At 73.2% G+C, this 19,337-nt stretch carries 14 protein-coding genes; 11 read left to right on the forward strand and 3 right to left on the reverse strand.

All coding sequences use genetic code 11. The annotated features are described in order from the left end of the window. Positions 1–350 precede the first annotated feature (350 nt). On the forward strand, positions 351–1,529 hold the full coding sequence (locus tag ABZ707_RS08095) for a methyltransferase (RefSeq protein ID WP_360169635.1): 1,179 nt from the start codon (positions 351–353) through the stop codon (positions 1,527–1,529). Positions 1,530–1,563: 34 nt separating this feature from the next. On the opposite strand, the gene ABZ707_RS08100 is transcribed toward ABZ707_RS08095, so the two are convergent. Further along, complete coding sequence (locus ABZ707_RS08100) at positions 1,564–1,983, reverse strand: TOBE domain-containing protein (RefSeq protein ID WP_360169638.1); 420 nt, start codon at positions 1,981–1,983, stop codon at positions 1,564–1,566. A 240-nt stretch (positions 1,984–2,223) separates the two neighbouring features. Between ABZ707_RS08100 and ABZ707_RS08105 the strand changes: the two genes are divergently transcribed. The 8 genes from ABZ707_RS08105 (at position 2,224) to ABZ707_RS08140 (ending at position 11,678) form a co-directional block, all read left to right on the forward strand. Continuing rightward, the gene (locus tag ABZ707_RS08105; protein WP_360169641.1) at positions 2,224–2,619 is read left to right on the forward strand and encodes a helix-turn-helix transcriptional regulator; all 396 of its coding nucleotides are present in this window, start codon (positions 2,224–2,226) and stop codon (positions 2,617–2,619) included. 161 nt (positions 2,620–2,780) lie between these two features. After that, on the forward strand, positions 2,781–3,587 hold the full coding sequence (gene modA / locus ABZ707_RS08110; protein WP_360169644.1) for a molybdate ABC transporter substrate-binding protein: 807 nt from the start codon (positions 2,781–2,783) through the stop codon (positions 3,585–3,587). A gap of 137 nt (positions 3,588–3,724) precedes the next feature. Further along, positions 3,725–5,662: an ABC transporter permease gene (locus ABZ707_RS08115; protein ID WP_360169647.1), complete on the forward strand. Its 1,938-nt coding sequence runs from the start codon at positions 3,725–3,727 to the stop codon at positions 5,660–5,662. 66 nt (positions 5,663–5,728) lie between these two features. Continuing rightward, positions 5,729–6,682 (forward strand): LysR family transcriptional regulator, encoded by a 954-nt coding sequence (locus ABZ707_RS08120; protein WP_360169913.1) that lies wholly within the window; start codon positions 5,729–5,731, stop codon positions 6,680–6,682. Between the two features lie 102 nt (positions 6,683–6,784). Further along, a complete protein-coding gene (locus ABZ707_RS08125) occupies positions 6,785–7,945 on the forward strand; it encodes an NAD-dependent formate dehydrogenase (RefSeq protein WP_360169650.1) in 1,161 nt (386 codons plus the stop codon). 195 nt (positions 7,946–8,140) lie between these two features. Continuing rightward, positions 8,141–10,075 carry an NAD-binding protein gene (locus ABZ707_RS08130; protein WP_360169916.1) on the forward strand — a complete coding sequence of 645 codons (1,935 nt, stop codon included), beginning with the start codon at positions 8,141–8,143 and terminating at the stop codon, positions 10,073–10,075. Positions 10,076–10,225: 150 nt separating this feature from the next. Continuing rightward, on the forward strand, positions 10,226–10,423 hold the full coding sequence (locus ABZ707_RS08135; RefSeq protein WP_360169653.1) for a hypothetical protein: 198 nt from the start codon (positions 10,226–10,228) through the stop codon (positions 10,421–10,423). Between the two features lie 211 nt (positions 10,424–10,634). Continuing rightward, positions 10,635–11,678: a phosphatidylinositol-specific phospholipase C domain-containing protein gene (locus ABZ707_RS08140; RefSeq protein WP_360169656.1), complete on the forward strand. Its 1,044-nt coding sequence runs from the start codon at positions 10,635–10,637 to the stop codon at positions 11,676–11,678. Positions 11,679–11,752: 74 nt separating this feature from the next. Here ABZ707_RS08140 and ABZ707_RS08145 read toward each other — a convergent pair whose 3' ends face one another. Then, positions 11,753–13,312 (reverse strand): ATP-dependent DNA ligase, encoded by a 1,560-nt coding sequence (locus ABZ707_RS08145; protein ID WP_360169659.1) that lies wholly within the window; start codon positions 13,310–13,312, stop codon positions 11,753–11,755. A gap of 285 nt (positions 13,313–13,597) precedes the next feature. Between ABZ707_RS08145 and ABZ707_RS08150 the strand changes: the two genes are divergently transcribed. Both ABZ707_RS08150 and ABZ707_RS08155 read left to right on the forward strand, forming a co-directional pair. Beyond that, positions 13,598–15,820 carry a serine/threonine-protein kinase gene (locus ABZ707_RS08150; RefSeq protein WP_360169662.1) on the forward strand — a complete coding sequence of 741 codons (2,223 nt, stop codon included), beginning with the start codon at positions 13,598–13,600 and terminating at the stop codon, positions 15,818–15,820. Between the two features lie 54 nt (positions 15,821–15,874). Further along, positions 15,875–17,407, forward strand: a complete 1,533-nt coding sequence (locus tag ABZ707_RS08155) for an NAD(P)/FAD-dependent oxidoreductase (RefSeq protein WP_360169665.1) — start codon at positions 15,875–15,877, stop codon at positions 17,405–17,407. Between the two features lie 37 nt (positions 17,408–17,444). On the opposite strand, the gene ABZ707_RS08160 is transcribed toward ABZ707_RS08155, so the two are convergent. Continuing rightward, positions 17,445–19,280: a serine hydrolase gene (locus ABZ707_RS08160; protein ID WP_360169668.1), complete on the reverse strand. Its 1,836-nt coding sequence runs from the start codon at positions 19,278–19,280 to the stop codon at positions 17,445–17,447. Positions 19,281–19,337: the final 57 nt, after the last annotated feature.

Here is a 19,337-nt window from a genome sequence, read left to right on the forward strand (position 1 = left end):
CTCAACCTGAGCATCCCGTCCCGGCGGACCGCCAGCCCGGTGTGAAAGGCATTCGGGTGGGCGCGGGAGAGCGCAATGAGCCGACATGGTCCGGGAATTGCGGAGGCGGGCGGCGCGACGCCCATCCCCGGTCACCGCCGCCATCGGCTCCGCCGGCTCCTCGCCCCGGCGCCGGTGACACCCGGGGATCGAAGGACCGTCCCGGGCATCCGCGCTTCCGGCCATGAGCCCGCGGGCCCTCCGGCGGCGGGCCGGCGCCGTGAGCGGCACACCCCGACGCGGGGACGCACCCGACGCGCTGACCAGGCACGGCGCGTACACCCCGGCCGGCGGGCTAGCCTGAGGACACGATGAACCGTTTGACGACACCCTGGGGCGAGTTCGGCCTCACCCGATTCCCCGACCACCCCCGCGAGACGCTGCGGGCGTGGGACACCGCCGACGAATATCTGCTGCGCCACCTCGGAGGGGCCGAGGCCGGGCCGGCGGACCTGACGGGCAGCGTGGTCGTCGTCGGAGATCGCTGGGGCGCGCTGACCACGGCGCTCGCCGCGCTCCGGCTCGAACAGCTCGTCGACGGCCCCCTCGTACAGATCACCGACTCGTATCTCACCCAGCAGGCCACCCGCGCCAATCTGCGGCGCGGCGGCGCGGACGCGGACTCCGTACGGCTCCTGTCCGCGCGGGACACACCACCGGAGCGCATCGACGTCCTGCTGATCCGGGTCCCCAAGAGCCTCGCGCTGCTGGAGGACCAGCTCCACCGCCTCGCTCCCGGCATCCACCCGGGCACCGTCGTCATCGGTACGGGACGGGTCACCGAGATCCACACCTCGACGCTGAAGCTGTTCGAGCACATCCTCGGTCCCACCAAGACCTCACTCGCGGTGAGGAAGGCCCGGCTGATCTTCTGCACGCCGGGGGCCGGCCGTGTCAGGACGCCCAGTCCGTGGCCGCACAGCTACGCGCTGCCGGACGACCTGGGAGCCGTCTCGGGCCGTACGGTCATCAACCACGCGGGGATCTTCTGCGCGGAGCGGCTCGACATCGGCACGCGCTTCCTGCTGCGCAACCTCCCGGAGCGCAAGGGGCCCGAGCATGTGGTCGACCTCGGCTGCGGGAACGGCGTGGTCGGGACGGCCGCCGTCCTGAACAACCCGGCGGCGCGGGTGACCTTCATCGACGAGTCCTTCTCCGCGGTGGCCTCCGCCGAGGCCACCTTCCGCAAGAACGTCGACGCCGGGGTCCCCGCGGACTTCGTGCTCGGTGACGGCCTGTCGGGCGTCCCGGCGGGCACCGTCGACCTCGTACTGAACAACCCGCCGTTCCACACCCATCAGGCGACGACCGACGCGACGGCCTGGCGCATGTTCACCGGCTCACGCGCCGCGCTGCGCCCCGGCGGTGAGCTGTGGGTGATCGGCAACCGGCACCTCGGCTATCACATCAAGCTGCGGCGGCTCTTCGGCAACTGCGAGATCGTCACCAGCGATCCGAAGTTTGTGATCCTGCGGGCCGTCAAGGGCTGAGCCGCACCGGAGCCGCTCCGGCGCCTTACCGGGTTCAGACGGTGGCGAGCGAGACCTCCGTCGCCTTGATGAGCGCGGTGACGGCGGTGCCGACGGTCAGGCGGAGGTCGGTGACGGCGTCCATGGTGATCGCGGCGGTCAGCTCGCCGCCCTCGACGCCGACCGACACCGCCGCCATGGCGGTGCCGGTGACAAGGCCGGTGACCGTACCGGGGAGGCGGTTGCGGATGCTCAGGCCCTGGACAGGGCCGGTCGCCAGCGAGACCTCGGTGGACTTGACCAGCGTCCGCACGGCCGTGCCCGCGGTGATGTCCAGCTCCTGAACCGCTTCCAGGGTGATGGCGGAGGTGATCTGCCGGCCGCCGGCCAGCCGCACCTTGACGGTGGCCATGACCTCTCCGGGGGTCACCTCGGTGACGGTGCCCGGCAGTTGGTTGCGGATGGACAACTCCATGGAGACGCACCTCAAAAGATGAACGGAATGTCAGTTTTACAGCTCATCCGTTCCTCGCACTCCGGCCGTACTCCACCCGGTCGAGCGGCGCGCGGCGCCGCCGACGGCGCGGGAGACCGCCGCCCGGTCCCGCGCGGCTCCCCGGCAGATGCGCCCGTCCCGCCGTCAAAGCTCGCACCTGCCGTGGATCTCCGTACCGCGTGTTGTAAATGCGAGTTGATTCGGCCTACCTTGTCGCACATGCAGTCCTATACGATCGGCCAGGCGGCCCGGCTCCTCGGGGTGAGTCCGGACACCGCGCGCCGCTGGGCAGACGCCGGGCGCATGGTGACCCACCGCGACGAGGGCGGGCGCCGTCTCATCGACGGCCGCGCGCTGGCGGCCTTCTCCGTCGAGATCGCGCAGAACGGCACGGGCGAGGATGACATCTCGTACACCTCGGCCCGCAACGCCTTCCCCGGCATCGTCACCGCCGTCAAGCTCGGCGATGTCGCGGCCCAGGTGGAGATCCAGGCCGGCCCGCACCGGCTGGTCTCCCTGCTGACCCGGGAGGCGGTCGAGGAGTTGGGCCTGGAGGTCGGTATGCGGGCCACCGCCCGCGTGAAGTCCACCAGCGTGCACATCGACCGCACCTGACGTCCGCGTCCGCCGGACGCCCGCGATCCGGACCGCCGCGATGTCCGGTCCGGCGCGGTCTCCGGCTCTCCGGTACGACCCCGGGGCCGTCGCCCGCGCCCCGGGTCCCGTCACCATCCGCTCGCGGGCCCTCCGCCCGCACCGCGAAGGAGTTCACCCTCATGGCATCCGCCCTCACCTGCCGCCGTGCCGCCGCCGCGCTCGTCACCGCCGCGTTCCTCATGCCGCTGACCGCCTGCGGCGGCGACGACGGCGGGAAGGAGACGTCCGGCGCGCGGACCGGCGCATCGAGCGCCGCCCCCGAGGCGAACCTCACCGTGCTGGCCGCCTCGTCGCTGACCGATGTGTTCAAGACGGCGGGCGCCGCCTACGAGAAGGAGCACCCGGGCACAAAGGTGTCGTTCTCCTTCGCCGGTTCCCAGGAACTGGCCGCGCAGGTCAAGCAGGGAGCGCCGGCCGACGCGCTGGTCACCGCCGACACCAGGACCATGGACGGGCTGAAGGCCGACGCGGGCACCCCGGTGATCATCGCCAGGAACCGCCTGGTGATCGCCACCGAAGAGGGCAACCCCGACCGGATCGAGAGCCTCAAGGACCTCGCCGACCCCGGGCTGAAGGTCGTCCTGGCCGCCCCCGAGGTGCCGGTGGGCCGCTACAGCAGGCAGGTGCTCGACGCCCAGAAGATCACCGTGAAGCCGGTCTCCGAGGAGCCGAACGTCCGCGCCGTGCTGAGCAAGGTCGAGCTGGGCGAGGCCGACGCGGGCATCGTCTACAAGACCGACGCCGCGTCCGCGGCCGGCAAGGTTGACGCCGTCGAGATCCCCGACGCGCAGAACGCCGTCGCCCAGTACCCGGCCGCCACGCTCAAGACGTCCAAGAACACCGACGCGGCGACGGCGTTCGTCACCTGGCTCAGCGGCCCCGAGGCGCAGAAGATCCTCCAGGACGCCGGATTCCAGAAGCCGTGACCACCGCCGAGTGACGGCAGGGGCCGCCCGGGGCCGGGGCCGGCCGGCCCCGGGCACCGCATCCCTCACCCCGGCCGCCGAATTCACGGCACCGGCCGCGGCCGCCGGGCCGGAATTCCCGAGCCCAGGAATCGCCGATGAGACGCATCCGCATCCACAGGACCGGCGCTCCCGCCGCCCTGGTCCTGCCCGCACTGCTGGCGGTCGCGTTTCTGCTGCTGCCCCTCGTCGGCATTCTCGCCCGCACCTCCTGGAACGCGCTCGGCACGGACCTCACCAGCCCCGATGTCGTCGAGGCGCTGCGACTGTCGCTGCTGGTCTCCTTCTGGGCCGTCGGCCTCTCCCTGCTGGTCGGCGTACCGCTGGCCTGGCTGCTGGCCCGGGTGCGATTCCCCGGCAAGACACTGGTGCGCTCGCTGGTGCTGCTGCCGATGGTGCTGCCGCCCACCGTGGGCGGAGTCGCGCTGCTGCTCGGCTTCGGCCGCCGCGGGCTGCTCGGCCCCTGGCTGGAGAACACCTTCGGTATCACGCTGCCCTTCCACACCTCGGGCGCCGTGGTCGCCGCGACCTTTGTCGCGATGCCGTTCCTCATCATCAGTCTCGAAGGCACCCTCGCCGGACTGAGGCCCGCGTACGAGGAGACCGCCGCCTCGCTGGGCGCCTCGCCGCTCCGGGTGTTCCTCACCGTCACCCTGCCCATGGTCGCCCCGGGCCTGGCCGCCGGCGCCGCGCTGACCTGGGCGCGTGCGCTCGGTGAGTTCGGCGCCACCATCACCTTCGCGGGCAATCTCCCCGGCACCACCCAGACCCTTCCGCTCCAGGTCTATCTGCTGCTCCAGGACTCGCCGGAGGCCGCGACCTCCGTCTCCCTGCTGCTTCTCGTCATCGCGATGGCCGTACTGATCGCCCTGCGCGGCCGCTGGACGGGCACCACCGCCGACCGCTCCGCCCGGCCCGGCCGTCCGCCGGACGACCCCGAGGTGCCACGGACCGGACCGGCAGGACCGGACGGGCCCGCCGCACCGCCGGCTCCGCAGGAGCGCCGGCGGCTGCACGCGGACGTCACGGGCTTCAACCAGCTCACGCTGGACGCGGAACCGGGCACCACCATCGCGGTCGTCGGCCCCAACGGCGCCGGCAAGACGACCCTCCTGCGCGCGCTGCTCGGGCTGACCCCACGGGCCCACGCCGAACTCCGCCTCGGCGACCTGGACGTCACCTCGCTGCCGCCGCACCGCCGCGGTGTCGCCTGGGTCCCGCAGAACGGCGCGCTCTTCCCGCACCTCGGCGCGCTCGCCAACACCGCCTACGGACTGCGCGCCCACGGCCTGCGCCGGGGCGAGGCCCGGCGCGCCGCACAGCAGTGGCTCGACCGGCTCGGCGTCGGCCATCTCGCCCACCGCAAGCCGCATCAGCTCTCCGGCGGCCAGGCGCAGCGTGTCGCGCTGGCCCGCGCGCTCGCCGCCCGGCCCCGGCTGCTGCTCCTGGACGAGCCCCTGGCCGCCCTCGACCAGACCACTCGCGCCCAGGTGAGGCACACCCTCCGCACTCATCTCGACGGCTTCGGCGGTGTCTGTCTGATCGTCACCCACGATCCGGTCGAGGCCCTCTCCCTCGCCGACCGGGTGCTCGTGCTGGACGAGGGCCGCGTCCTTCAGGACGCCCCGCCCGCCGAAGTGACCCGCCATCCGCGTTCCCCGTGGGTGGCCCGGATGCTCGGCCGCAACGCCTGGCCCGGCACCTTCGGCCCCGACGGGCTCCGTCTCACCGCCGGCGGACGGCTGGTCGTCGCGGAGCCGTCGGCCGACGGTACGAAGGCCCTGGCGGTCATCGCGCCGGAAGCGGTCTCCGTACACCGCGACCGGCCGGGCGGCAGCCCCCGTAATGTCTGGCCGGGGACGATCCGGGAGATCACCGCGCTCGGCAGCCGGCTGCGCGTACTGGTCACCTCGGACGAGGCGCCCGACCTGGTCGCCGAGATCACGCCGGGAGCCGCCGCCGAACTCGGCCTGGCCGAGGGCGTGTCCGTGTGGACCAGTGTCAAGGCAACCGAGGTCACCCTCGTCGCCCTGTGAGGCCCGCCCGCCCGGCGGCGCGGGCCCGGACGCGGCGAGCGGGCGGCCTGAGCAGGGGAGCGAATGATGTTACTGCGCCAGCTTGAGTACCTGGTCGCGCTCGCCAGGGAGCGGCACTTCGCCCGGGCGGCGGCGGCCTGCTATGTGTCACAGCCGTCGCTGTCCGCAGCGATACGCAAACTGGAACACGAACTCGACGTGCCCCTCGTGCGGCGGGGGCGCCGCTTCGAGGGACTCACCCCCGAGGGCGAACGGGTGCTGCTGTGGGCGCACCGTATCCTCGCCGAACGCGACGCGCTGCGCCATGAACTGTCCGCCATGCGCGACGGTCTCGCGGGCACCCTGCGGCTGGGTGCCATCCCGACCGCCCTCACCGCCGCCTCGCTGCTCACCACGCCGTTCGTCGAACGCCATCCACGGGCCCGGGTCTCGCTCGACTCCCTCTCCTCGCGCGAGATCACCCAGCGGCTGGCCGAGTTCGAACTCGACATCGCGCTCACCTATCTGGACGACGAGAGCCTGGGCCAGGTGCGCAAGACACCGCTGTACGAGGAACGTTATCTGCTGCTCACCCCGCACGACGGGCCCATGGCCGGCTGCCCGGTGGCCGGCTGGGCGGCCGTCGCGACGCTGCCGCTGTGCCTGCTCTCCCCGCAGATGCGCAACCGCCGGATCATGGACGAGTACTTCGCCGCCGACGGTGTGGCCGCCGTGACCCCGGCCATCGAGACCGACTCCGTCGCCGGCCTCTACGCACATCTGACGGCGGGACGGTGGTCGAGCGTGATCTCCCACGCCTGGCTGCACATGTTCGGCGTCCCGGACGGCATGCGGGTGGTCCCGCTGGCGAACCCGGCGCACGGCCCGCGCGTCGGCCTGGTGATCGCCGACCGCAGCCCCGAACCCGTGCTGGCCAGGGCCCTGTTGGAGGTCGCCAGGGAAGCCGGTGTCCGGGAGGCCCTCGACCGGTTGCTGGACGCCCATCTGCGTCCGGCCGTCCCCCCGGGCGAGAGCGGATAGCCGGGCCCTATCCCGACATAGAGAAGTTCGCTTTGACCGGGGCCACCGCCTCCGAGGACCGTGGAGGCATCTTCCCGCAGCAACGGATGAGGAGCCGCAGTCATGGCAAAGGTGCTGTGCGTGCTGTACGACGACCCGGTCGACGGATATCCGAAGTCCTATGCCCGCGACGGCCTTCCGCGCATCGATCACTACCCGGGCGGCCAGACCACGCCCACGCCCGAGGGGACCGACTTCACCCCCGGGCATCTCCTCGGCAGCGTCTCCGGCGAACTGGGCCTGCGCCGTTTCCTGGAGTCGCGGGGACACACCCTGGTGGTCACCTCCGACAAGGACCGGGACGGTTCGGTCTTCGACCAGGAGCTGACCGACGCCGACGTGGTCATCTCCCAGCCGTTCTGGCCGGCCTATCTGACGGCCGAGCGCATCGCGAAGGCCCAGAACCTGAAGCTCGCCATCACGGCCGGCATCGGATCCGACCATGTCGACCTGGACGCCGCCATCGCCAAGGGCGTGACCGTCGCCGAGGTCACGTACTGCAACAGCATCAGCGTCGCCGAGCATGTCGTGATGATGACGCTGTCGCTGGTACGGAACTACCTGCCGTCGCACCAGTGGGTCCTCGACGGCGGCTGGAACATCGCCGACTGCGTCGCCCGCTCGTACGACCTGGAGGGCATGCAGGTCGGCACGGTCGCGGCGGGCCGGATCGGACTGGCGGTGCTGCGCCGCCTCGCGCCCTTCGACGTCGGCCTGCACTACACCGACCGGCACCGCCTCCCGGAGGCCGTCGAGCGGGAACTCAACCTGACCTGGCACGAGAGCGCGGCCGACATGGTCCCGCACTGCGACGTGGTCACCATCAACGCGCCCCTGCACCCCGAGACGGAGGGGCTCTTCGGCGACGAGCTGCTCTCGACCATGAAGCGCGGCGCGTATCTCATCAACACCGCTCGCGCGAAGATCACCGATCCCGACGCCATCGAGCGGGCGCTGCGCAGCGGACAGCTCGCCGGTTACGCGGGCGACGTGTGGTATCCGCAGCCCGCGCCCGCCGACCATCCGTGGCGGACCATGCCGAACCACGGCATGACCCCGCACATCTCGGGTTCCTCGCTCTCCGCGCAGGCCCGCTACGCCGCGGGGACGCGCGAGATCCTGGAGTCCTTCTTCGCGGGAACTCCGCTGCGCGACGAATATCTGATCGTCCAGGGCGGCGCCCTCGCCGGAGTGGGAGCGCACTCCTACTCCGTGAACAAGTGACCGTTCCGCTGCGCACAGCACATAAGTGACGAAGCGTCAGAAAGGTGTCCCGAGCGCCCGACCGACGTCGCATCAGCCGTCCCGCGCCCACGCCCATGGCCGGGGCGGCTGTGTCATGTCCGCGCATCCGTTCGGCACACTGGTGTCGTGTCTTCACTTCCTCATCAGCCGCAACACCGACCGCCGGCCGGCCATATGGTCGTCTGCGGCGACGACACGCTGGCCCACCGGCTGGCCGGCGAGCTGCGCGACGTCTACGGCGAACAGGTCGTGCTGGTCGTCCCGCCCGTACGCGCCGCCCGCCGGCCGCCCGCTCCGCTCGCCGGCCGGGGCAGAGGCCCCTCCCTGATCGGACGGATGTCCGCCGCCATGGCCCGTACGCAGGTGGTGGTGGCGGCCGACAGCGGCCCGGCGCGAGCCGACGCCCAGCCCGTCCTGGAGGCGGTGGAACTCGACGAGGGCGCGCTCGTGGACGCGGGGGTGGGGGAAGCGGCAGCGCTCGCCCTCGTCCATGACGACGACGAGATCAATATCCGGGCAGCGCTCGCCGCCCGCCGTCTCAATCCCCAACTGCGCCTGGTCATCAGGCTCTACAACCGGAAACTCGGCCAGCATCTGGAGGAGCTGCTCGACCAGGCCGCCGCCGTCGCCGTACCCGGCCTGGACGCGGCGGCCCTGGACGCCTCCACCACCGTCCTCTCGGACGCCGACACCGCGGCCCCCGCGCTGGCCGCCACCGCCGTCGCCGGCACCAGCAAGGTGATCAGGGCCGACGGGCTGCTGCTGCGGGCGGTGGAACGCAACCCGCCGGGGCCCGGCGAGGTGGCCGACCCGGGCCTGTGCACCCTCGCGCTGCTCTCGGCCACCACCAACGACCCCGCCGGCGCCGAGGGTTCGGACAACAGCGGACAGGAGGGCCCGCGGCTGCTGCCCGACGACGCCAGCGCGGCAGCCGCCACCGGCCGGGGCACCGTGGTCCTCGAAGCCGTCTCCCACGCGGGCCCCGATCTGCCGGGCAGCCGGCTCGCGGGCCGCGGCGCTCCGCTGGCCTCGCTGTTCTCCCGCCGGGTGCGCTGGTCGTTCGCCGGAATCGCCCTCGCGGTGGCGGCCCTGGCGGTCACCTCCATGCTCGTCACCGGCGAACATCCGCTGCGCGCCACCTATCTCACCCTGCTCGACCTCTTCGGGATCGGTGACCCGGCTGTCGGCGAGCCCGCCGACCGGCAGATCCTGCAACTCCTCTCCGGGGTCGCGGGGCTCCTGCTGCTGCCCGTGGTGCTCGCGGCGGTCCTGGAAGCCCTCGGCACCTTCCGTACGGCGTCGGCGCTGCGCAGACCGCCGCGCGGGCTGTCCGGCCATGTCGTGCTGCTGGGACTCGGCAAGATCGGCAGCCGGGTGCTGGTGCGCCTGCGCGAGCTGGGCATCCCCGTGGTGTGCGTGGAGGAGGACCCCGAGGCACGTGGCATCGCGCTCGCCCGCAGCCTGCGGGTGCCGACCGTACTGGGCGACGTCACGCAGGAGGGCGTCCTGGAGGCCGCCAAGATCGAGCGGGCCCACGCGCTGCTGGCCCTCACCAGTGTCGACATCACCAATCTGGAAGCCGCGCTGTACGCGCGCTCCGTCGCGCCGGATCTGCGGGTGGCGCTACGGGTGTACGACGACGATTTCGCCACCGCCGTCTACCGCACCCTGCGTGCCGCTCATCCCGGGGCGCTCACCCGGAGCCGCAGCGTCTCCACCCTGGCCGCTCCCGCCTTCGCCATCGCCATGATGGGCCGTCAGATCCTCGGGGCCATTCCGGTGGAACGCAAGGTGCTGCTGGTCGCCGCCATCGATGTGGCCGGCCATCCGCGGCTCGAAGGACGCACGGTCGCGGAGGTCTTCCGTCCCGGTGCCTGGCGGGTCATCGCGCTCGACACCGCGGGCCCCGGGGAGCGGGTGCCCGATCTGGCGGACACCCGGCTGGACCGTCAGGGGCGGCGGCCGGCGGGGCTCGTCTGGGATCTCCACCCCGGCTATGTGCTGCACGCCCGGGACCGGGTGGTGCTGGCGGCCACCCGGCGGGGGCTGGCGGAACTGCTCGGCCGGCAGTCCGTCCCCCGGGTCCGTCCCGGCCCGGGACAGGTGTAGGCACCACTCGCCTATCCGGTGCCGGATCCGGGCCGCCGCGGCGTGCGGGCCGCCCCGGGGTACGCCCGCCCGGCGGCCTCGGGACACCGGGGATGCGGCCGGGATGAGCGGGCACGAGAATGGCGAACACCGGACGAACGAGGAGGCGGCATGAACGCACAGTCCGATGGGCGGCCGGAGCGCGAGGGCGTGACCCCGGACCGGCTGCTGCACACCGCGGGTGACGAGGTGACGGCCGAGGACCTGACGCTGGCCTCGGGCCGCGATCTCACACCGGAGAACATCGAGTGGGCCCGGCGCCGGCTCGCCGAGAAGGGCCGCGCGGCCGTCGAGGAACAGCTCCCGTAGCGCGCTCCGCGCTCCGCTCACCGAGGTCACCGGCGCGCCCCACCGCGAGAAGCGGTCGGGGCGCGCCCCGCTGTGCGCGGCGGCCTCCCGCGCCCGCCCAGGGCCAGTGATCGGTTCCGTAAGCTCGCGTCCTCCCGCGCTTCACCGAACTCCCCTACGCTCCTGCTCTGTTGACATGCCCAAGACATGCGCAGCAGGAGGAACAAGGGATATGGCAAAGCTTCTTCGCGCCACGCTGGCGGCAGGCGCCGCCGCGGCGCTCGCCCTCGTCGCCACCCCGGCCCGGGCCGCCGACACCGACTCGCTGCCGTACTCCGCCACCACGGGGGTCGGCGTCCACAACTCGTACGACAAGGCCGCCTTCCCGTACTTCGCGGACGCGCTGGACTCCGGTGCCGGAATGCTCGAACTCGACGTGTGGACCAATGTGTTCGGCGCCTCCTGGCGCGTGTCGCACGAGAACCCGCTCGGCAACAACAACAACTGCGCGAACGCGGCCGATGTGAGCCAGCTCCGCAGCAACGGCCAGAACCGCGACCTCGGCGGCTGCCTCTCGGACATCAGGGTCTGGCACGACGCCAACCCGGGCCACCGGCCGGTCGTGCTCAAGATCGAGATGAAGGACGGATTCCAGGGACAGGCCGGACGCGGCCCCGCCGCTCTGGACGCCCTGCTCTCCGCCAAGCTGGGCGACGCGCTCTTCCGTCCGGCGGATCTGGCGGGCGACCGCGCCGACCTCGACCAGGCGTCCCAGGCCGGCGCCTGGCCGACCCGCGCGCAACTGGCCGGCAAGTTCATCGTCGAGCTCATCCCCGGCACGGTGGAGGAGCAGAACCCGTTCGACTCCCTGTGGACCGACCGCGAGTACGCCACCCATCTCCGTGATCTCAAGGCGGCCGGCCGGCTGCGGGAGGCCGCCGCCTTCCCCGCCGTCCACGGTGTCGCGGCCGGTGACCCGCGCACCCGCTACACGGACGCGTCGATCAGACCCTGGTTCGTCTTCTTCGACGGCGACGCCTCCGCCTTCGTCGCCAACGGCATCGACACGGCCTGGTACGGCCAGCGGCACTACTTCGTGCTGATGACGGACGCACACAACGTCGCCCCCGCCATCGACGGCACCAACCCGACCGAGCAGCAGGCGCGCGACCGGCTGACGCTGCTGGCCCGCCGCGACGCCAGCCTGATCTCGGCGGACTGGCGCTCCCTGCCGTCGGTCCTGTCGTCCGTCGTCCCGCGCGGCACCGCGGGCTAGCGTGTCCGGGGGCCCGGTTCCAGAACTCCGGCCCGGCTCCGAAGCCACGGAGCCGGGCCGGAGGGCGCGGCGGCTCAGCCCCGCGGCCCCGGGGCCCGGCCGTGGGCCGCCAGCACCGTGCCCACGGTGTCCGCCTCCGAGGCCCGTTTGTCCTCACGGAACCGGACCACCCGGGCGAAGCGCAGGGTCACTCCCGCCGGATAGCGGGACGACCGCTGGAGACCGTCGTACGCGACCTCCACCACCAGCTCAGGACGGACGGTCACGGTGAAACCGTCGTCATGGACGGCCAGTTCGCCGAGGCGCTCGGTCTGCCACTCCAGCATCGCGTCCGTCAGCCCCTTGAAGGTCTTGCCGAGCATCACGAACGAGCCGTCCTCCCGGCGGGCGCCCAGATGCAGATTGGAGAGCCGGCCGGTGCGCCGGCCGTGCCCCCGCTCGGCGGCCAGCACCACGAGATCCAGGGTGTGCACCGGTTTGACCTTGAGCCAGCCCGCGCCGCGCCGGCCCGCGCTGTACGGGGTGTCCAGCGCCTTGACCACGACCCCCTCGTGACCCCGGAGCAGGGTCTCGCGCAGAAACTCCTCGGCGGCGGCGGCGGTGGCGTCGTCGCCCGCCGGCCCGGTGGTGACCATCCGCCGTACCCGCATCGGCTCCGGCACCAGCCGCGCCAGTGCCTCGTGCCGCTCCTCGAAGGACAGATCCAGCAGGTCCTCCCCGTCGGCCGCGAGGAGGTCGAAGAAGACGGGGGACAGCGGCACCGCCGCGGCGGCGGTGGGCACATCGATCCGGGAGCCCACCCGGCCCGCGATCTCCTGGAACGGCAGCGGTCTGCCCTCGCCGTCCAGGGCGATGACCTCGCCGTCCAGCACAAAGCGGTCGCCGTCGAGACCGAGCGCCACCGCCGTCACCTCGGGCAGCCGGTCCGTGATGTCGTCCAGCGTGCGGGTGAAGATCCGTACCGTGGCCCCCTCCCGGTGCACCTGCACCCGGATGCCGTCCAGTTTCTCCTCGACCGCCGACGCGCCGAGCCGGGCCAGTGCCTCCGGCACGCTCCCGGCGCTCTGCGCGAGCATCGGCAGGACCGGCCTGCCCACCGTGAGCAGGAACTCCTCCAGCACCCGGGGGCCGTCGGCCAGCAGCCGCTCCGCCACCGGCCGCAGCGACCCGGCCAGCATCACCGCCCGCCGGACCCCGGCGGCACTGGCGCCTGCCGTCTCCGCGAGGGCCTCCACGGCGACGGCGTCCAGCGCGCCCTGGCGCACCTCGCCCGAGATCAGGCCGACGAGGAAGCGCTGTTCGTCCTCGGTGGCCGCGCCCAGCAGCTCCCGCACCAGCCGTCTGCGCTCACCCTGCGCGCCGGGGCCGGCGACGGCCGCCAGGACGGTGAAGGTCTCGTCGACGCGGTGCACCGTCAGCGTGGCCCGGTCCGCAGGCGGCGGCGGGTCCTTCAGGGCGTTCCAGCCCACCCCGATCCGGCCCTGGGGCAGCCGTCCGGCCAGATAGGTGATGACGACGGGCACGTCCTCGGGACCGGCCGTACGGAAGAGTCCGGCCAGCAGAGAGATCTTCCGGGACCGCGCCGAGGTCTCGGCGACCTCCCGGGAGACACGGGCGAGCGGTGCCAGCAGCATGCAGCCATCCTGCAACGGAGGGCACGGCTCCGCCCGTCCGGGAGAGCGCCGGGGCACGGGAGCCCGGCAGGATCCGGACGGGCGGAGCCCTCACCTCGCCCTACGCCGCGTCTCCGCGACGCGGCCCGAGAGGGCCGGGAGGGCGGTGCCGCCCGCCCACATCCTCCGGGCGCCGGCCGGGCCCGGCCCCGACACCCGTCCCGACCCGTACACACTCCCCAGCCGGGCAGCCATACTGGACGGTCCGGGGAGGACGCGGCCAGACAACGGGGGCGACAGCACGCGATGGCGGACACCAGGCTGATCCATGGCCGCTACCGGCTGCTCGACGTGATCGGGCGCGGGGGAATGGGCGAGGTGTGGCGGTCCCGCGACGAATCGCTCGGCCGGCTCGTCGCGGTCAAGTGCCTCAAGCCGCTGGGACCTCAGCAGGACCACTCCTTCACCCGGATCATGCGGGAACGGTTCCGCCGGGAGGCACGGGTCGCGGCGGCGCTCCAGCACCGGGGCGTCACCGTGGTCCATGACTTCGGAGAGTACGAGGGCGTCCTCTACCTCGTGATGGAGCTTCTCGAAGGGCGTAACCTCAGCCAGCTCCTGGAGGACAACAAGCAGCGGCCGCTGCCGGTTCCCGATGTCGTCGACATCGCCGAGCAGGTGGCGGACGCGCTCGCGTACACACATGAACAGGGCATCGTCCACCGCGACTTGAAGCCCGCCAACATCATGCGGCTCACCGACGGCACGGTGAAGATCTGCGACTTCGGCATCGCGCGCCTCGGCCATGACATCGGCTTCACCGCGCGGCTCACCGGCACGGGCATCGCGATGGGCACCCCGCACTACATGTCGCCCGAGCAGATCGGCGCCGACCATGTCGACCACCGCAGCGATCTCTACTCGCTGGGGTGCGTGCTGTACGAGATCGCCACCGGCGCGCCCCCGTTCGACCTGGACGACGCCTGGGCGGTGCTGGTCGGCCACCGCGACACCGTGCCCGAGCCGCCGCGCACGCGCCGGCCCGAGCTGCCCGTGTTCTTCGAGCGGGTGGTCCTCGATCTGCTGGGCAAGACGCCCGAGGAGCGGCCCGCCGACGCCGCCGACCTCCGGCGCCGGCTCGGCGCCGCGCGTCCGGCCACCGGCCCGTACGGCTTCGCGACGGTGCGCGGTCCGGACAGTGGTCCGGCGCCGTATCTCTCCGGCCCGGCAGCCCGGCTGGCCTCGCACGGATCCGGGCTGCCGTCCTGGACCCGGGGCATGACCACCGGACACAAGGCGGCCGGCGCGGACGTCCCGCGGCCCGTCCCGCCCGATCCCGCCGCGGGCCTGACCGGTACGTGGACCGGCCCGGCCGGCCCGCCCGCGGAGCGGCTCGCCGCACTCACCGGCAGACACAACGCCGGTCTGAGCCTGGGCCGGCTGGGCCGCTGGGAGGAGGCGGGCGAGGTGCACCGGGCGGTCGCCGCGGAACGCGAGCGCACCCTCGGTCCCGACCATCCGGACACCCTCGGCAGCCGGTACGAGGTCGGAATCAGCCTCGCCAGGACCGGCCGTCCTGCCGACGCGCTGCGCGAGTTCACCCGGGTCGCGGAGGGGCGCGAACGCACCCTGGGCCCGGACCATCCCGAGACGCTCGCCGCCCGCCAGGAGAGCGCCTACGCCCTGGCAGAGCTGGGCCGGCACTTCGAGGCCCACCAGGTGTTCGCGGCCGTGCTGGCCTCCCGCGAGCGCACGGTGGGGCCGGAACACCCGGACACCCTGCGCTGCCGCCACGACCTGGCGTGCAACCTCGGGGGACTGGGACGGCTGGAGGACGCGTACGGGCTGGCTCACGAGGTCGCCGAGGCCCGTGCGCGGGTGCTCGGGCCCCTCCATCCCGACACGCTGGTCACCCGGTACGAAGTGGCCCACGCGCTCAGCCGGCTGGGCCGCTGGCCGGAGGCGTCGCACACCTACCAGGACGTCGCGGCGGCGCGCGCCCAGGCCCTCGGTCCCGATCATCCGGACACCCTCGCCGCGCGCTACGAGGCCGGTGTCGGCCTGGGCAGGCTCGGCCGCAGCGCGGAGGCCCTCGACCTCTACCGCGGGCTCGTCGGCGACCGCACCCGTGTCCAGGGACCGCTCCACCCGGAGACCCTGCGGGCCCGGCACGGGCTGGGCGTCAACCTCGGCCGGCTGGCGCGCTGGGAGGAGGCGCTCGCCGAGTCCCGGAACGTCTGCGCGCTCCGCGAACGCGTGCTCGGCCCCGACCATCCCGACACACTCGTCAGCCGCCGGGAGATCGCCGTTGCCCTGGGCTGGCTGGGCCGCTGGCGCGACGCCCTGTCCGTCTACGGCCAGGTCGCCGAGAGCCGTGACCGGGTCCTGGGCCCCGCCCACCCGGACGCCCTGGCCAGCCGCAATGACGAGGCGCACTGCCTGGAACAGCTCGGCAGACGGGCCGAGGCGATGGAGCTCTACCGACGGGTGGCGGCGCTGCGCGGGCAGCGCGGCGCCCCCGGCGGCTGACAGCGCGCGGCGGGCCCCTGGCCCCGCGATCATCCGCGTGTTACCAAGGGGGCCATGCCGTCACATGTCTCGTACGACGCCGTCATCGTCGGCGGTGGCCACAACGGTCTGGTCGCCGCCGCCTACCTCGCCCGCGCCGGACGTACCGTCCTGGTGCTGGAGCGCCTCGGGAACACCGGCGGCGCCGCCGTCTCCAGCAGACCCTTCGCGGGGATGGACGCCCGGCTCTCGCGGTACTCCTATCTGGTGTCCCTGCTGCCCGGGAAGATTGTCCGGGAGCTGGGGCTGCGCTTCGCCGTACGCGCGCGGACCGTGTCCTCCTACACTCCCCGGGGCGACGGCGGACTCCTGGTCGGCGGGGGCCGCACCCGTGCGTCCTTCGCCGCGCTGACCGGCGGCGAACGGGAGTACGCCGCCTGGCGGGACTTCTACGCGACCACGGGACGGGTCGCCCGGCGGGTCTTCCCGACCCTCACCGAGCCGCTGCCCACACGCGAGGCCCTGCGGGCGCTGATCGACGACGAAGCCGCCTGGCGGATGCTCTTCGAGGAGCCCATCGGCGTCGCGATTGAAGAGCGGTTCACCGACGACCTCGTACGCGGAGTGGTCCTCACCGACGCGCTGATCGGCACCTTCGCCGACGCCCACGATCCGTCCCTCGTGCAGAACCGCTGCTTCCTCTACCACGTGATCGGCGGCGGCACCGGGGACTGGAACGTGCCCGTCGGCGGGATGGGCGCCCTCACCGACGCGCTGGCGGACGCCGCCAGGTCCGCGGGCGCCGAGATCGCCACCCGGCACGAGGCGACCCGGATCGACCCGGACGGCGCGGGCGCCGAGGTCTCCTTCCGTACGGACGACGGAGAAGGGACGGTGACCGCCCGTCATGTCCTGGTGAACGCGTCGCCGGGGGCGCTCGCCGCGCTCCTCGGCGAGGAGCCGCCCGCCGCCGCCGAGGGCGCCCAGCTCAAGGTCAATATGCTGCTGCGCCGCCTGCCGCGGCTGCGGGACCGGTCGGTCGATCCCCGTGAGGCGTTCGGCGGCACCTTCCACATCGCCGAGGGCTACCGCCAGTTGGCCACCGCCTACCAGGAGGCCGCCGCCGGCCGGCTGCCCGGCGCCCCGCCGTCCGAGATCTACTGCCATTCCCTCACCGACCCCTCGATCCTCGGCCCGGACCTCGCGGCCCGGGGCTACCAGACCCTGACGCTGTTCGGGCTGCACACCCCGGCGAGGCTGTTCGCGCGGGACAACGAGGCCGTACGCGAGACGCTGCTCGCCGCGACCCTCGCCCAGCTCGACGGCCATCTCGCGGAACCGATCGCCGACTGTCTCGCGCCGGACGCCGACGGCCGCCCCTGTATCGAGGCGAAGACGCCGCTCGACCTCGAACGCGAACTGCGGCTGCCGGGCGGCCACATCTTCCACCGCGATCTCTCCTTCCCGTACGCCACCGCCGGAGCCGGCCGCTGGGGCGTCGAGACGGCGCACGCGAAGGTGCTGCTGTGCGGGGCGGGCGCGGTACGCGGCGGCGGGGTCAGCGGGGTGCCGGGCCACAACGCGGCGATGGCGGTGCTGGAACGGTGAGCGCGGGCCGCGACGCCCCGGCCCCGGGCCGGTGGCGTCAGTCCCCGGACGCCACCCAGCCCGCCGCCTCGATACGCGCCGCGTCCGCGCCCCGTGCCTCGTCGAAGACAAGGCGGTCGCCGTCCTCGACCCGCAGTGCGTCCACATAGGCGCCGCGCCCGACGTACAGCCGGTCCGTGGTGTACCGCCAGCGCAGCCGCACCTGGTCGCCGCGTCCGGCGGCGAGGTCCGCGGAGAGCCGGTGCCAGACCCGGCCCGACCAGCCCGTGGCCGAGCCCGCCGGATGGGCCTGTGGCTCCTGGCCGCCCCGTACGGTGGTGAAGGGCACCGGCCGCCAGCTCGCCCCGGCGTCGGCCGACACCTCCAGGAACAGCGCGTCGGACCCGGGCTCGGTGTCCCACCACAGCGCACAGCTCAGCCTGCCCCGCCCCGAGCCCAGGGTGAGAGCCGGCAGTGAGAGCGTGGCCGTCGTGCCGCCGGCCATTCCGGAGAACCAGGCGCGACGGCCGCCGCGCTCCGGCCGGACCGCGACGGCCCGGGCCATCCGGTCTGCGGTCGCGACACGCGGGGCGCTGCCCGAGCGCCATCCGCGCACGGGATGGACGGAGTTGCCCAGCACGATCAGGAACGAGTCGGTCGTCGGATCGAGGACGAGGCTGGTGCCGGTGAACCCGGTGTGGCCCGCCGTGCTCGGGGTGGCCATGGCGCCCATGTACCAGTGCTGGTAGAGCTCGAAGCCGAGGCCGTGGGCGTCGCCGGGGAAGTCCGTGTTGAAATCGGTGAACATCAGCTCCACGGACTCCGGGCGCAGGATCCGCGCCCGGCCGTAGGCGCCGCCGTTCAGCAGGGTGCGGGCGAGGATCGCGAGGTCCCAGGCGCGGGAGAAGACTCCGGCGTGGCCCGCGACCCCGCCGAGGCTGTAGGCGTTCTCGTCGTGCACCTCGCCCCACACCAGTCCCCGGTCGAGCCCGGACCACGGTGGCCGCGCGTCCTCGGTGGCGGCGGTCTTCGGCTTCCAGGAGGCGGGCGGGTTGTACCGCGTACGGCGCATCCCGAGCGGAGCGGTGATCTCGCTCCGGAGCAGCGCGTCCAGCGGGCGACCGGTGATCTTCTCCAGGACCAGCTGGAGCGTGATGAGATTGAGGTCCGAGTACAGATACGCCGTGCCGGGCGGGTGCGCCGGAGTCTCGTCCCACAGGAGCTGGAGTCTGGCCTCGTGGGTCGGCGCCGCGTAGAGCGGAATCCAGGCGCGCAGGCCGGAGGTGTGGGTGAGGAGCCGGCGCACCGTGATGTCCTGCTTGCCGCCGCCCCCGAACTCCGGGAGATAGCGGGTGACCGGCGCCTCCAGCTCCAGAGTGCCCCGCTCGATCTGCTGGACGGCGAGGATCGAGGTGAACAGCTTGGAGACGGAGGCGAGGTCGAAGACCGTGTCCTCGGCCATCGCGATCTGCCGCTCGGCCGGGAGCTCCACGCCGGTGTCGGTCTTCTCGTCGTAGGCCGCGTAGCGCACCGCCCGGCCGATCGGCCGGTGCAGCGCGACTGTCCCGCCGCGCCCGGCGAGCAGCACGGCGCCCGCGTACCAGGGATGTGTGGGGGAGGGGCCGAGGAAGGACTCCGCGTCGGCGACCAACTGGTCCAGCGCGCCGGGGAGCAGCCCGGCCCGCTCCGGTGAGCCGCGTCGCAGGGTCGTCCGCCCGGAGCCGGTGCCGCGGACGGCGGGCCCGTCCGCGCCGCCGCCCGATCCGGCCGCCGCGGCCCGGGCCGGGCCCTCGGCGAAGGACATCGGTGCCACCGCGAGCGCGCCGCCCAGCGCCAGCACGCCGCCGCTCAGCCTGCGCCGGCTGATCCCGCCGCGCGCGGAGTCCTCCGTCATCGGGAACCTCCCCTGAAAGTATCTTTCGGGATCTCGTACGACTGCTGAAACTTTCTT

The organism is Streptomyces sp. NPDC006923 (assembly GCF_040635655.1).
Lineage (GTDB): Bacteria > Actinomycetota > Actinomycetes > Streptomycetales > Streptomycetaceae > Streptomyces.